The organism is Pseudomonas donghuensis (assembly GCF_000696345.2).
Taxonomy (GTDB): Bacteria; Pseudomonadota; Gammaproteobacteria; order Pseudomonadales; family Pseudomonadaceae; genus Aquipseudomonas; species Aquipseudomonas donghuensis.
The window spans coordinates 2,200,219-2,213,987 of the sequence record NZ_CP071706.1 but is presented as its reverse complement, the minus strand read 5'-3'; the positions used below and the strand labels follow the sequence as shown (position 1 = coordinate 2,213,987).

Below are 13,769 nucleotides of genomic sequence, written 5' to 3'. Positions count from 1 at the left end.
TACCGAAATGAAACAAGCTGTCAAACTCTCTATGTGGCTGCTTTGCGCGGCTCTGTTATGATCTTTGCATCTGAACGTTTCAAACCCACAGGAGTGTCGCCATGCGCGAACAGGATTACGCCGTCAATCACGGCCAGCAGGTCGAGCAGCAGGAGGTCAGCCGCGTCCTGCGTAACACATACGGGTTGCTGGCTATCACCCTCGCCTTCAGTGGCATCATGGCCTACGTGGCGCAGCAGATGCGCGTTGGCTACCCGAACATTTTCGTGGTGCTGATCGGCTTCTATGGCCTGTTCTTCCTCACCAACAAGCTGCGTGATTCGGTCTGGGGCCTGGTCTCCACCTTCGCCCTCACCGGTTTCATGGGCTTTTTGCTCGGCCCTATCCTCAACCGCTACCTGGGCATGGCCGGTGGCGCCGAGGTGGTCAGTTCGGCGTTTGCCATGACGGCCCTGGTGTTCGGTGGTCTGTCGGCCTATGTGCTGATTACCCGCAAGGACATGAGCTTCCTCGGTGGTTTCATCACCGCCGGTTTCTTCGTGTTGATGGGTGCAGTGCTGGCCAGCCTGTTCTTCCAGATCAGCGGCCTGCAGTTGGCGATCAGCGCCGGCTTCGTGCTGTTCTCGTCGGTGTGCATCCTGTTCCAGACCAGCGCGATCATTCACGGTGGCGAACGCAACTACATCATGGCGACCATCAGTCTGTATGTGTCGATCTACAACCTGTTCGTCAGCCTGCTGCAACTGTTCGGCCTGATGGGTCGGGATGACTGATTGATTGCTGGTGTGATGCGTTGAAAGAAAGCCCGCTTCGGCGGGCTTTTTTGTGGGTGGGGTTTGGCAAGGCTTTGCCTTGCATCGCTGGCAAAGCCAGCTCCCACAGGGATAGGTGTCAACCTCAAGGCACTACCGTAATCGGGTGCGGGCCCGTAGAATGCGCTCCTTTTTTCTTCCGGGGCAGCACTCCCATGAGTTCAATCGAGCAAGGACCTGGCACAGCCGCACAGGCCAATGAACTGGTCCTCGGCCTTGAAGACCGGCCGCGGCCGTTGATTGCGATGCTGGCGGCGCTGCAGCATCTGCTGGCGATCATTGTGCCGATCGTCACGCCTGGCCTGCTGATCTGCCAGGCGCTGGGGGTTTCGGCCCGTGATACCAACCTGATCGTGTCGATGTCGTTGGTGATCTCCGGGATCGCCACCTTCGTGCAATGCCGTCGCTTCGGGCCGTTTGGTGCTGGGCTTTTGATTGTCCAGGGCACCAGCTTCAACTTTGTCGGGCCGTTGATCGCCGGTGGCGCGCTGATGGTCAAGCAAGGTACGCCGGTTGAAGGGGTGATGGCGGCGATTTTTGGTGTGGTGATTGCCGGTTCGTTCGTGGAGATGGGCATTTCGCGCATCCTGCCGTTCGTCAAACGCCTGATCACCCCGCTGGTGACCGGTATCGTCGTGCTGATGATCGGCCTGACCCTGATCAAGGTCGGCCTGATCAGCATGGGCGGCGGCTTTGCGGCGATGAGTAATGGCACTTTCGCCAATGGCGAGAACCTGCTGTTGTCGGGCGTGGTGCTGGCGATCATCGTGATACTCAACCGTATTCCGGTGGTGTGGATGCGCAGCTGCGCCATTGTCATCGCCCTGGCAGTGGGTTACGCCCTGGCCGGTTACCTGGGCCGCCTGAACTTCACCGGCATGCACGAAGCGGCGCTGTTCCAGGTGCCGGTGCCGCTGCATTTCGGCCTGGGTTTCTCCTGGGCGCTGTTCATTCCGATGCTGGTGATCTACTTGGTGACCTCGCTGGAAGCCATTGGTGATGTGACCGCCACCAGCAAGGTCTCGCGCCAGCCGGTGGAAGGCCCGCTGTGGATGCAGCGGATCAAGGGCGGCGTGCTGGTCAACGGCGCCAACTCGCTGCTGGCCGGGGTGTTCAATACCTTCCCAAGTTCGATCTTTGCCCAGAATAATGGCGTGATTCAGCTGACCGGCATTGCCAGCCGCCATATCGGTGTGTGGATCGCGGCAATGCTAGTGATCCTTGGCCTGTTCCCGAGCGTGGCCGGGGTGATCCAGGCGGTGCCGGAACCGGTGCTCGGTGGCGCGGCGATGGTGATGTTCGGCGCGGTGGCGGCTTCGGGGATCAATATCCTGGCCAGCATCAGCCTGGATCGTCGTGCGCTGCTGATCATTGCCGTGTCGCTGGCGCTGGGCCTGGGGGTGGCGCAGGTGCCGGAGTTCCTCGCGCATATGCCGTCGGCGCTGCGCAATGTGCTGGAGTCGGGGGTGGCGACCGGGGGGATTTGTGCCCTGGTGCTGAACTGGTTCTTGCCGGAGCATAAAGACAAGGCTTGAGACAGTGTTGAAGCCATCGCTGGCAAGCCAGCTCCCACAGGGGGCGAGGTAAGCCCTGAAGAGCCCGCGGCATGTTGCTGCGGGCTTTTTGCTTTATCATTCCCGCAGATTTGCTGAAAGAGCCTTCCATGAAGTTCGCCATTGCGGTTTTTTCTCCGGCCCATGCGCCCTCCTCGCGCCGCGCCCTGCGTTTTGCCCAGGCGGCGCTCGCCGGCGGGCATGAGATTGTCCGGCTGTTTTTCTATCAGGACGGTGTGCACAGCGCCTCGGGCAATGTCGTGGCGCCCCAGGATGAACTGGACCTGCCCGCCGAGTGGCGCGCGTTTGTCAGCGCGCAGCAGCTCGATGCCGTGGTGTGCATCGCCGCCGCCCTGCGCCGCGGCGTACTAAATGCCGAGGAAGCCCAGCGCTACCAGCGCCCGGCAGCCAACCTGCCGCCACCCTGGGAGCTGTCCGGGCTTGGCCAGTTGCATGAAGCGGCGCAAGGCGCCGATCGGCTGATGTGCTTTGGAGGCGATTGATATGGCCAAGTCCTTGCTGATTATCAGCCGCCAGGCGCCATGGGCCGGGCCATCCGCCCGCGAAGCGCTGGATATCGCCCTGGCCGGCGGTGCCTTCGATCTGCCGCTGGGCATGCTGTTTCTCGATGATGGCGTGTTCCAGCTCGCTCCCGGCCAGCAACCGGTCCAGTTGCAGCAGAAGAACCTCGCGTCCAACCTGCAGGCATTGCCGATGTTCGGTGTCGAGGAACTGTTCGCCGCCAGCAGCAGCCTGCAGGAGCGTGGCCTTGCCGCCGACACCTTGAGCCTGCCGGTGCAGGTGCTGGATGACGCTGCGCTGGCGGCGTTGATCGACCGTTTCGACCAGGTGGTGACCCTCTGATGAGCACCTTGCACGTGATTTGCCACTCGCCGTTTGGCGACAACCGCCTGAGCAGTTGCCTGCGCCTGCTGGGCAGCGCCGATGGCCTGCTGCTGTGCGGCGATGCAGTGTATGCCCTGCAACCGGGCAGCGAGCCGCTGCGCACGCTGCAGGCCAGCCAACTGGACGGACGCCTGTTCGCCCTGGACGAAGACCTGCAGGCCCGCGCCATTGCCATCAGCGACCTGGGCAAGGCCGTCGACTACCCGGCCTTCGTCGCGTTGTCGCTGCACTATGACAAGGTCAACAGCTGGCTATGAGTACCCTGACTGTCGGCGAGCGCAGCATCGCCCTGGATAAAGACGGCTACCTGGTCGAACTGAGCGACTGGTCCGAAGAAGTGGCCACCGCCCTCGCTGCCCATGAAGACCTGGAACTGACCGCGGAACACTGGGAAGTGCTGGCGCTGCTGCGTGACTTCTACCAGGAGTTCGAGCTGTCGCCGGCCACCCGTCCGCTGATCAAGTACACCGCGCTCAAGCTGGGCGCGGACAAAGGCAACAGCCTGCACCTGAACCGCCTGTTCAAGGGCACCCCAGCCAAACTCGCCGCGAAACTTGCGGGCCTGCCGAAGCCGACCAATTGCATATGACCGACCACAGCCCACTGATCACCGAAACCCCGGCCGAACACCCGTTTGCCCAATTCGTGCGCATCCTTGGCAAAGGCAAGCGCGGTGCCCGTGGCCTGAGCCGCGAGGAAGCCCGTGAGGCCATGGGCATGCTGCTCGATGGCAAGGTCGAGGAAACCCAGCTAGGCGCCTTCCTGATGCTGCTGCGGCACAAGGAAGAAAGCCCCGACGAGCTGGCCGGTTTCACCGAGGCCTTGCGTCAGCGCCTGCAAACCCCCGCCATCCCGGTCGACCTGGACTGGCCAAGCTACGCCGGCAAAAAGCGCCACCTGCCCTGGTACCTGCTGGCTGCCAAGTGCCTGGCCGCCAATGGCGTGCGCATCCTCCTGCACGGCGGCGGCGCCCACACGGCCGGGCGGCTGTACACCGAACAGGTGCTGGAACTGCTGCAGATTCCGCTGTGCCGGGACTGGCATGCGGTGTCGGAGGCGCTCGACACTCACCAGCTGGCCTTTATCCCGCTGCAGGACTGGGCACCGCGCCTGCAACGGATGATCGACCTGCGCAACACCCTGGGCCTGCGCTCGCCGATTCATTCCCTGGCACGGGTGCTCAACCCGCTGAATGCCCGCTGCGGCCTGCAGAGCATCTTCCACCCTGGCTACCAGGCAGTGCACCGCGAAGCCAGCCGGCTGCTCGGCGATACGACGATCGTGGTCAAGGGCGATGGCGGCGAGATCGAGATCAACCCGGACACCAGCAGCCACCTGTATGGCACCGCCAATGGCCTCGACTGGGATGAAGAATGGCCGGCCCTGGCCGCCCAGCGTCATGTCAAACCGGCGAGCCTGGAGCCCGAGCAGTTGCTGGCCGTGTGGCGCGGTGATGAGCAGAACAGCTATGGCGAACTGGCCGTGGTGGCGACCATGGCCCTGGCCTTGCGCGGCCTCGGTCAAGGCCGTGAAGAAGCCTTCGCCCAGGCCCAGCGCTATTGGGACCAGCGCCACTGATCGAATAGATCGATCAAACAGGCCCGGACTTTGCGCTATTCGTTCGAACCCAGGTCCGTACACTGGGTTCTATATCAGAACGAATCGCCAAGGAGCTCAGCATGGGCCTGTTGATCGACGGACGCTGGCACGACCAGTGGTATGAAAGCAGCAAGGACGGCGCCTTTCAGCGCGAAAGCGCACAGCGGCGCAACGCCCTGCCCGCCGCGCAAGCCGGGCGCTACCACCTGTATGTATCGCTGGCCTGCCCCTGGGCCCACCGCACCCTGATCTTTCGCAAGCTCAAGGGCCTTGAGAGCCTGATCGATGTGTCGGTGGTCAGCTGGCTGATGGGCGAACATGGCTGGACCTTCGACCAGAGCAAAGGCTCGACCGGCGACACACTCGAGCACCTGGACTTGCTGCATCAGCGCTATACCCGCGACGACCCGCACTACAGCGGCCGGGTCACAGTGCCGGTGTTGTGGGACAAACACGAGCAACGCATCGTCAACAACGAGTCGGCCGAGATCATTCGCATCTTCAACTCGGCGTTCGACGAGCTGACTGGCAATCGCCTGGACCTGTACCCCGAAGCGCTGCGCGGGCAGATTGAGGCGCTTAACGAACGGATTTATCCCGCGGTGAACAATGGCGTGTACCGCGCAGGCTTTGCCACTTCGCAGGCGGCCTATGAGCAGGCCTTCGATGACGTGTTTGCCGAACTGGATCATCTGGAGCGGTTGCTCGCCACCCAGCGCTACCTGGCCGGAGAGTACTTGACCGAGGCCGACTGACGGCTGTTTACCACGCTGATTCGCTTTGATGCGGTGTACCACGGGCACTTCAAGTGCAACCTGCGGCGCATTGCCGACTACCCGAACCTGTCGAACTGGCTACGGGAGCTGTATCAGTGGCCGGGGATCGCCGAGACGGTGAATTTCGAGCATATCCAGAAGCACTACTACATGAGCCACAAGACCATCAATCCGAACGGGATTGTGCCCAAGGGGCCGTTGCAGGATTTTGAGCTGGGGCATGACCGGGAGCGGCTGGTGGGGCGAGGGATTTGGCGCAAGGCTGGGGAATAGGGGTGGATTCATCGCGGGGCAAGCCCGCTCCCACAAAACCTGTGGGAGCGGGCTTGACCCGCGATGATTTCAAGGCTGGGCGCCTTCGAACCAGGCCAGCTTCTCGCGCAGCTGTACTACTTCGCCAACGATCACCAGGGTCGGCGCATGCACTTCATGCTCGGCCACCAGCTTGGGCAAGTCGGCCAAGGTGCCAGTGAACACCCGCTGATTCGGCGTGGTGCCCTGCTGTACCAGTGCCGCCGGCGTATCCGCCGCCCGCCCGTGACGAATCAGCTCGGCACAGATGGTCGGCAAGCCAACCAGGCCCATGTAGAACACCAAGGTCTGCGCCGGCGCCACCAGGTCATCCCACGGCAGGTCGCTGGTACCGTCCTTGAGGTGACCGGTGACGAAACGCACCGACTGGGCATAGTCGCGGTGGGTCAGCGGGATGCCGGCATAGGCCGAGCAGCCACTGGCCGCGGTAATCCCCGGCACCACCTGGAACGGAATGCCCTGGGCCGCCAGCTCTTCGATCTCTTCGCCGCCACGGCCAAAGATGAACGGATCGCCACCTTTGAGCCGCAACACACGCTTGCCTTGGCGCGCCAGGTCGACCAATTGCTGGTTGATCTGCGCTTGCGGCACGGCATGGTCGGCGCGGCGCTTGCCGACGTAGATACGCTCGGCGTCACGGCGGCACAGTTCGATGATCGCCGGGGCAACCAGGCGATCATAGAGCACCACATCGGCCTGCTGCATCAGGCGCAAGGCACGGAAGGTCAGCAGGTCCGGGTCACCGGGGCCGGCGCCGACCAGATACACCTCGCCCGGCGCCTGGTAGGTGGCACCGTCGATCTTGGCTTGCAGCAGACGCTCGGCTTCAGCGCCCTGCCCGGCCAGTTGCCGCTCGGCGATCGGGCCCTGGAAGACATCTTCCCAGAAGCCGCGACGCTGATTGACGTCCGGGTACAGCGCCTTGACCTTGTGCCGAAAGCGCGCGCCAAGGCCGGCCAGTTCGCCATAGGCAGCAGGGATCCAGGTTTCCAGCTTGGCCCGGATCAGCCGCGCCAGCACCGGCGCATCGCCACCGCTGGACACCGCCACCACCAGCGGCGAGCGGTCGACGATGGCCGGGAAGATCACCGAACACAACGCCGGCGCGTCGACCACATTGACCGGCACGCAGCGCTGGTGGGCATCCGCCGAGACCTGAGCGTTGAGCGCCTGGTCGTCGGTGGCGGCAATGATCAGCTGGCAGCCGTCGAGGTCGCCTGACTGGTAACCACGGCTGAGGATTTCACCACCGCTGTGCCGGGCAAGCTCGGCCAGTTGCGCTTCGATCTCGGGCGCCACCACCCGCAGCACAGCCCCGGCATCAGCCAGCAGACGCGATTTGCGCAGGGCAGTTTCGCCTCCGCCGACGATCAGCACACGGCTGCCGCGCAGTTTGTGGAACAGCGGCAGGAATTCCATTTAACCGATGACCTCCAGGCCACCCATGTACGGCTTGAGCACTTCCGGCACGCGGATCGAACCGTCGGCCTGCTGGTAGTTCTCCAGCACCGCCACCAGGGTGCGACCGACGGCCAGGCCCGAACCGTTGAGGGTGTGCACCAGTTCCGGCTTGCCGGTTTCCGGGTTGCGCCAGCGCGCTTGCATACGGCGGGCCTGGAAGTCACCACAGTTGGAGCACGAGGAAATCTCGCGGTACTTGTCCTGGCTCGGCACCCAGACTTCCAGGTCGTAGGTCTTGACCGCGCTGAAGCCCATGTCGCCGGTGCACAGCGCCAGCACCCGGTACGGCAGCTCCAGGGCTTGCAGGACGCGCTCGGCGTTGGCGGTCAGGCCTTCCAGAGCTTCCATGGACTTGCCCGGCTCGACGATCTGGACCATCTCGACCTTGTCGAACTGGTGCTGGCGGATCATGCCGCGGGTATCGCGGCCCGAAGCACCGGCTTCGCTACGGAAGCACGGGGTGTGGGCAACGAACTTGACCGGCAGTTGCTTGGCATCGAGGATCTCGCCGGCAACGATGTTGGTCAGCGACACTTCGGCGGTCGGGATCAGGTAGAAGTCGGCTTCGCCGTCGCGGCTGATCTTGAACAGGTCTTCCTCGAACTTGGGCAACTGGCCGGTGCCTTGCAGCGCCGGGGCCTGGACCAGGTACGGGGTGTAGGCTTCTTCGTAGCCGTGCTCGCTGGTGTGCAGGTTGATCATGAACTGCGCCAGGGCGCGGTGCAGGCGCGCGATAGGGCCGCGCAGCAGGGCGAAACGGGCGCCCGACAGCTTGGCGGCGGTTTCAAAATCCAGGCCGCCGCTCAGCTCGCCGAGGGCCACGTGGTCCTTGATCTCGAAGTCGAAGGCGCGCGGGGTGCCCCAACGACGGACTTCGACGTTGTGCTCTTCATCGGCGCCGACCGGCACGCTTTCGTCCGGCAGGTTGGGAATGCCCAGGAGGATGCCATCCAGTTCGGCCTGGATGCCGTCCAGCTCGACCTTGCCACTGGCAAGCTCGCCCGCCATACGCTCGACGTCAGCCATCAGCGGGGCGATGTCTTCGCCCTTGGCCTTGGCCTGGCCGATGGATTTGGAACGGGCGTTACGCTCGGCCTGCAGTTGTTCGGTACGGGTCTGCACCACTTTGCGGCGTTCTTCCAGTGCCTCGATGCGCGCGACATCCAGGCTGAAGCCACGGGAGGCCAGGCGGTCCGCCACTTCCTGAAGTTGGCCGCGTAACAGTTTGGAATCGAGCATATCGTTCTCTCGTTGGTTCAGAATTTGGTCAAAGACAGGCCGGCCCAGGTTGCGAGCAGCCCGCCAAATACGCTGATCCCGGCATAACCGAAGGCCAGCGGCGCCTGCCCGCTTTCAAGCAGGCGCACGGTATCCAGTGAAAAGGATGAAAAAGTCGTAAGACCGCCGAGAAACCCGACGATCAGGCCCGCGCGCAGCTCGACCGGCACCAGCGGGCGATGCAGAAACAGCCCGTAGAGCAAGCCGATCAGCAGGCAGCCAATCAGATTGACCGCCAGCGTACCGAGATAGAAGTGGCGTGGCCAGTGCGCGTTGACCCAATTGGCGGTGGCAAAGCGCATCAAGGTGCCAACAATACCCCCGGCGCTGACTGCGGCGATCACGGCAATCATGGTTTTCTCCGCTGCCGCGGGCTGTTGCGGTCGAGTTCGGCCAGGTGCTTGAGCTTCTCGCCGATCTTCAGCTCCAGGCCACGCGGCACCGGTTGGTAGTAGTGGCGCGGCGCAAGGTTGTCGGGGAAGTAGTCTTCACCAGCAGCATAGGCATCCGGCTCGTCGTGGGCGTAGCGGTATTCGTCACCGTAGCCCAGTTGCTTCATCAGCTTGGTCGGTGCGTTGCGCAGGTGCAGCGGTACTTCCAGCGAACCGTGCTCACCGGCCTCGCGCAGGGCAGCCTTGAAGCCCATGTACACCGCGTTGCTCTTCGGTGCACAGGCCAGGTAAGTAATGGCCTGGGCCACCGCCAGCTCGCCTTCGGGGCTGCCCAGGCGCTCCTGCACATCCCAGGCCGCCAGGCACAGGCTCAGGGCGCGGGGGTCGGCGTTGCCGATGTCTTCGCTGGCCATGCGCACCACGCGCCGGGCGATGTACAACGGGTCGCAACCGCCATCGAGCATGCGTGCAAACCAGTACAAGGCGCCATCGGGGTTGGAGCCGCGCACCGATTTGTGCAGTGCCGATATCTGGTCGTAGAAGGCTTCGCCGCCCTTGTCGAACCGCCGGCGGCTGTCGCCGAGCAGGCTCTGCAGCAACTCGACGCCGATTTCGCCACCGTCCTCCGCCAGGTCCGAGGCGTTCTCAAGAAAGTTGAGCATGCGCCGGCCATCGCCATCGGCGGCGGCCATAAGCATCTGGAAGGCTTCGTCGCCGACGCGCAACTGGCGCTTGCCCAGGCCGCGCTCTTCGCTCAGGGCGCGATTGACCAGCTTGCGCAGCGCGGCTTCGTCGAGGCTTTTCAGCACATAGACCCGCGCCCGCGACAGCAGCGCGTTGTTGAGCTCGAACGAAGGGTTCTCGGTGGTGGCGCCGATGAAAATCAGCGTGCCGTCTTCCACGTACGGCAAAAAGGCGTCCTGCTGGGACTTGTTGAAGCGGTGTACCTCGTCGACGAACAGAATCGTCCGCCGCCCGTACTGCCCGGCCTGCTGCTTGGCGATGTCCACCGCGTGGCGGATCTCCTTGACCCCGGCCAGGACCGCCGAGACGGTCTCGAAGTGAGCATCGCAGAACTGCGCCAACAGCCGCGCCAGGGTGGTCTTGCCGACCCCGGGCGGGCCCCAGAAGATCATCGAGTGCAGCGCGCCCGCTTCCAGTGCCTCGCGCAGCGGCTTGCCGCGGGCCAGCAGGTGCTCCTGGCCAACGTACTCGTCCAGGTTGGCCGGGCGCAGGCGCGCGGCCAGGGGCTGGGCTACGGGGTCGCTACGAAACAGGTCCATGGGCGGCGCTACTACCTCTTACTCGGAGATGACATCCGCACCTTTGGGGATATCGAACTTGAACTTGCTCGCCGGGATCGCCTCGTTGGCCTTGACCGCGGTGAACAGGATGTTGGTGCGCTGGCCGACGCTGTCGATCAGTTGCATGTCATTGACCAGGCCGCGACGGAACGACAGGCGCAGGGAGTCGAACAGGGTGTCCTTGGTTTTCGGCTTGAGCACGAAATCCATGACCTCGCCCTGCTCCTTGGAGGTGATGTCGAAGCTCTGGCTGATCTTCGATACGTCACCAGACAGCAACAGTGCCGGGGTTTCGGTCAGGCGCTGGTCGAGTTTCTTGATGGTAGCCTGTTCCAGGTCCGGGTCCCACAGGGTGACGTTCTTGCCGTCCGACACCACCACTTGCTCGGCTGGTGCGTCGGTGTGCCAGTAGAACAGGCCCGGACGCTGCACGGCCATCTGCCCAGTGGTTTCCTGCAACTGGGTGCCGGTGCCATCGAGGGTCAGCTGGGAGAAATTGGCGCTGATGGTCCTGGATTTGTCCAGCAACTGGGTCAGGCGCGCGGCATCGGCCTCGGCGGCAATTGCCGAAGCGCTGGACAGGGCCATAGCGGAAACCAACAGCATGCGAATCAGGCGCATGGAAATCCTCGTTGCAGTATGAAGGGGCCGGCGGCCGTCACTGGCCGCCAGCGGGTTGGATCATCAGTCGCGGGACGGCCCGGGGGCAATCACTTCGCGCGAACCGTTGGTGTTCATGGCGGTGACCACACCGGCCATTTCCATCGCCTCGATCATCCGCGCGGCGCGGTTGTAGCCGATCTTCAGCTTGCGCTGTACGGCGGAGATGGACGCACGGCGGCTTTCCAGCACGAACTGCACGGCTTCATCGTAGAGCGCATCGGTCTCGGCGTCATCGCCGTCACCGCCACCACCGCCGCCGTCAAAGCCGCTGCCGGCCTCTTCGACGCCGCTGAGGATGTCGTCGTTGTAGTCCGGGGCGCCGCGCAGCTTCCAGGCCTCGACCACGCGATGGACCTCGTCATCGGAAACGAAGGCGCCGTGCACACGGATCGGCAGGCTGGTGCCTGGCGGCATGTAGAGCATGTCACCGTGGCCGAGCAGCTGTTCGGCGCCGCCCTGGTCGATGATGGTCCGCGAGTCGATCTTGCTCGAGACCTGGAAGGCCATCCGCGTCGGGATGTTGGCCTTGATCAGGCCGGTAATCACATCCACCGACGGCCGCTGGGTGGCGAGAATCAGGTGGATACCGGCAGCACGGGCCTTCTGGGCGATACGGGCAATCAGTTCTTCGACCTTCTTGCCGACGATCATCATCATGTCGGCGAACTCGTCGACGATCACCACGATGGTCGGCAGGGTTTTCAGCAGCGGCGGCACGTCGTCCATGCTTTCGCGCTTGAACATCGGGTCGTAGATCGGCTCGCCGGCCTCTTCGGCGTCCTTGACCTTGCGGTTGAAGCCGGCCAGGTTACGCACGCCCATGGCTGCCATCAGCTTGTAGCGCCGCTCCATCTCGGCCACGCTCCAGCGCAGGGCATTGGCGGCGTCCTTCATGTCGGTGACCACCGGGCAGAGCAGGTGCGGAATGCCTTCGTAGATCGACAGCTCGAGCATTTTCGGGTCGATCATGATCAGCTTGGCGTCTTCCGGGCCCGACTTGAACAGGATCGACAGGATCATGGCGTTAACGCCCACCGACTTACCGGAACCGGTGGTACCGGCCACCAGCAAGTGCGGCATCTTCGCAAGGTCGGTGATCACCGGCTTGCCGCCGATGTCGTGCCCCAGGGCCATGGTCACCGGCGATTTGGCTTCGTCGTATTGCGGCGACGACAGCACCTCGGAGAAACGCACGATCTGCCGGTCTTCGTTGGGGATCTCGATACCGACGGTGGTCTTGCCGGGGATCACTTCAACCACACGCACGCTGGTCACGGCCAGGGAGCGGGCCAGGTCCTTGGCCAGGTTGGCGATGCGGCTGACCTTGACGCCAGCGGCCGGCTGGATTTCGTAACGGGTAATCACCGGGCCCGGGTGGATCGAGTCCACCGAGACTTCGACGCCGAATTCCTTGAGCTTGATTTCCAGCAGATGGCCAACGCCGGCCAGGGACTCTGGCGAGTAGTTGACCTGCTTCTTCTCGGCAGGATCGAGGATCGAGATCGGCGGCAAGGTGCCTTCGATGGCGCTGTCGACGAACAGCGGCGCCTGTTTTTCCTTCTGCACGCGCTTGCTCGGCTCCGGCGCCTTGGCCGGGGCCGGCATGATCACCGGCGCCGGCTGCTGCACGCGCTCAGCGACGTGTTTGCTCAAGGCCTGGTCGCGCTCGATGATGCGCTCCTTGGCCTTGGCCTGCTCACGGCGATCTGGCGCTACCGGGGCGACTACCTCGTGGACCTGGTCATCGACCTCGCGCAGCTGCGCCACCAGGCGCTTGCGCTCGTTGCGCGCCTCCCACCAGCGGTTGGCGGCGCCCTGGAACAACTCGAACAGGTCGAGGGTGATCTTGCCGGTGACATCCATGACCTTGAACCACGACAGGTCGGTGAACACCGTCAGGCCGAACAGGAACAGGGCAATGAACATCAGGGTGCTGCCCTGCACGTTCAGGGCGTTCTTGGCCAGGTCGCCAAGGCTTTCGCCCAGGGCGCCACCGGCCGATGCCGGCAAGCTGGCGGCGGAATGGAAATGAATATGCGCCAGCGCCGCGCCCGAAAGCACCAGGAACACCAGGCCGATCAGGCGCCAGGAAAACAGCCAGCCGCTCCACTGCCAGGGTTGGTGGCGTTCGCGGAAGATCTGCCAGGTCTTGATCGCCAGCAGCAACGGGAAGATGTAGGCGAAATAGCCCAGGACCATGAACAGGATATCGGCGAAATAGGCACCGGCACGACCGGCGGCATTCTGCACCTGCTCGACGTTGCTGGTGTGGCTGAAGCCCGGATCGGCCTGGTCGTAGGTCAGCAAGGCCATCCACAGGTACAGGCACAGCGCGCCCACGGCGATCAGCGCACCTTCCTTGAGCCGATAGTGCAGCTGCTGGCGCCAGAGCGGCACGGGCAAGGGACTGGGTGTTGCGGTGGATTTCTTCAAAACGCGTCTATTCCTGCGCTCATTGCGCGTCCAACAGTGATTGACCCAACTGAACAGTCAACAAACCACTACTTTTAACATTACTGCCCGCCTACCGCCATGGCGGCACGCCAGAATGAAGCGTAAACGGGGGCCAATTTCCTATACAGCAATTTGAGCATGCATTTTCTTTTGTGACAAAGGCTTATGCGGTGTTTTTGTGCAAGTGTGACAACAAAGGGTCATGCAAGTTGCCTGCAGGCACCACAGCTGCAGGAGCAGGCTTGTCCCGCGAGGCTTT

At 63.4% G+C, this 13,769-nt stretch carries 13 protein-coding genes and 1 pseudogene; 8 read left to right on the top strand and 6 right to left on the bottom strand.

Features of this window, described 5'->3' with window-relative positions:
- Positions 1–101: 101 nt before the first annotated feature.
- The 8 genes and pseudogenes from BV82_RS10130 to BV82_RS10095 all read left to right on the top strand — a co-directional run bounded on the left by BV82_RS10130 (position 102) and on the right by BV82_RS10095 (position 5,919).
- Positions 102–773: a Bax inhibitor-1/YccA family protein gene (locus BV82_RS10130; protein ID WP_036994557.1), complete on the top strand. Its 672-nt coding sequence runs from the start codon at positions 102–104 to the stop codon at positions 771–773.
- A 194-nt stretch (positions 774–967) separates the two neighbouring features.
- Positions 968–2,347, top strand: coding sequence for a nucleobase:cation symporter-2 family protein (locus BV82_RS10125; RefSeq protein WP_010226719.1), 1,380 nt, complete (start codon positions 968–970; stop codon positions 2,345–2,347).
- A gap of 128 nt (positions 2,348–2,475) precedes the next feature.
- Positions 2,476–2,868, top strand: coding sequence for a sulfurtransferase complex subunit TusD (tusD, locus tag BV82_RS10120; RefSeq protein WP_010226720.1), 393 nt, complete (start codon positions 2,476–2,478; stop codon positions 2,866–2,868).
- Position 2,869: 1 nt separating this feature from the next.
- Positions 2,870–3,229, top strand: a complete 360-nt coding sequence (gene tusC / locus BV82_RS10115) for a sulfurtransferase complex subunit TusC (protein ID WP_036994556.1) — start codon at positions 2,870–2,872, stop codon at positions 3,227–3,229.
- Entirely contained in the window at positions 3,229–3,528 is a 300-nt protein-coding gene (tusB, locus tag BV82_RS10110) for a sulfurtransferase complex subunit TusB (protein ID WP_010226722.1), read from the top strand. The genes tusC and tusB overlap by 1 nt, the downstream gene beginning before the upstream one ends.
- The gene (locus BV82_RS10105; RefSeq protein ID WP_010226724.1) at positions 3,525–3,860 is read left to right on the top strand and encodes a TusE/DsrC/DsvC family sulfur relay protein; all 336 of its coding nucleotides are present in this window, start codon (positions 3,525–3,527) and stop codon (positions 3,858–3,860) included. Before tusB ends, BV82_RS10105 begins: the two co-directional genes overlap by 4 nt.
- Positions 3,857–4,849, top strand: a complete 993-nt coding sequence (locus BV82_RS10100; protein WP_036994555.1) for a glycosyl transferase family protein — start codon at positions 3,857–3,859, stop codon at positions 4,847–4,849. Before BV82_RS10105 ends, BV82_RS10100 begins: the two co-directional genes overlap by 4 nt.
- 101 nt (positions 4,850–4,950) lie before the next feature.
- Positions 4,951–5,919, top strand: a pseudogene (locus tag BV82_RS10095) (glutathione S-transferase family protein).
- A 69-nt stretch (positions 5,920–5,988) separates the two neighbouring features.
- On the opposite strand, the gene cysG reads toward BV82_RS10095, so the two are convergent.
- From cysG to ftsK, 6 genes are all read right to left on the bottom strand, one after another.
- Entirely contained in the window at positions 5,989–7,377 is a 1,389-nt protein-coding gene (gene cysG, locus BV82_RS10090; RefSeq protein WP_036994552.1) for a siroheme synthase CysG, read from the bottom strand.
- The gene (gene serS / locus BV82_RS10085; protein ID WP_036994550.1) at positions 7,378–8,658 is read right to left on the bottom strand and encodes a serine--tRNA ligase; all 1,281 of its coding nucleotides are present in this window, start codon (positions 8,656–8,658) and stop codon (positions 7,378–7,380) included. It abuts the gene before it with no gap.
- Positions 8,659–8,675: 17 nt separating this feature from the next.
- The gene (gene crcB / locus BV82_RS10080) at positions 8,676–9,050 is read right to left on the bottom strand and encodes a fluoride efflux transporter CrcB (protein ID WP_036994548.1); all 375 of its coding nucleotides are present in this window, start codon (positions 9,048–9,050) and stop codon (positions 8,676–8,678) included.
- Positions 9,047–10,372 carry a replication-associated recombination protein A gene (locus tag BV82_RS10075; RefSeq protein ID WP_036994546.1) on the bottom strand — a complete coding sequence of 442 codons (1,326 nt, stop codon included), beginning with the start codon at positions 10,370–10,372 and terminating at the stop codon, positions 9,047–9,049. Before BV82_RS10075 ends, crcB begins: the two co-directional genes overlap by 4 nt.
- An 18-nt stretch (positions 10,373–10,390) precedes the next feature.
- On the bottom strand, positions 10,391–11,014 hold the full coding sequence (gene lolA, locus BV82_RS10070; protein ID WP_010226741.1) for an outer membrane lipoprotein periplasmic chaperone LolA: 624 nt from the start codon (positions 11,012–11,014) through the stop codon (positions 10,391–10,393).
- A 63-nt stretch (positions 11,015–11,077) separates the two neighbouring features.
- A complete protein-coding gene (ftsK, locus tag BV82_RS10065) occupies positions 11,078–13,489 on the bottom strand; it encodes a DNA translocase FtsK (RefSeq protein ID WP_026001533.1) in 2,412 nt (803 codons plus the stop codon).
- Positions 13,490–13,769 lie beyond the last annotated feature (280 nt).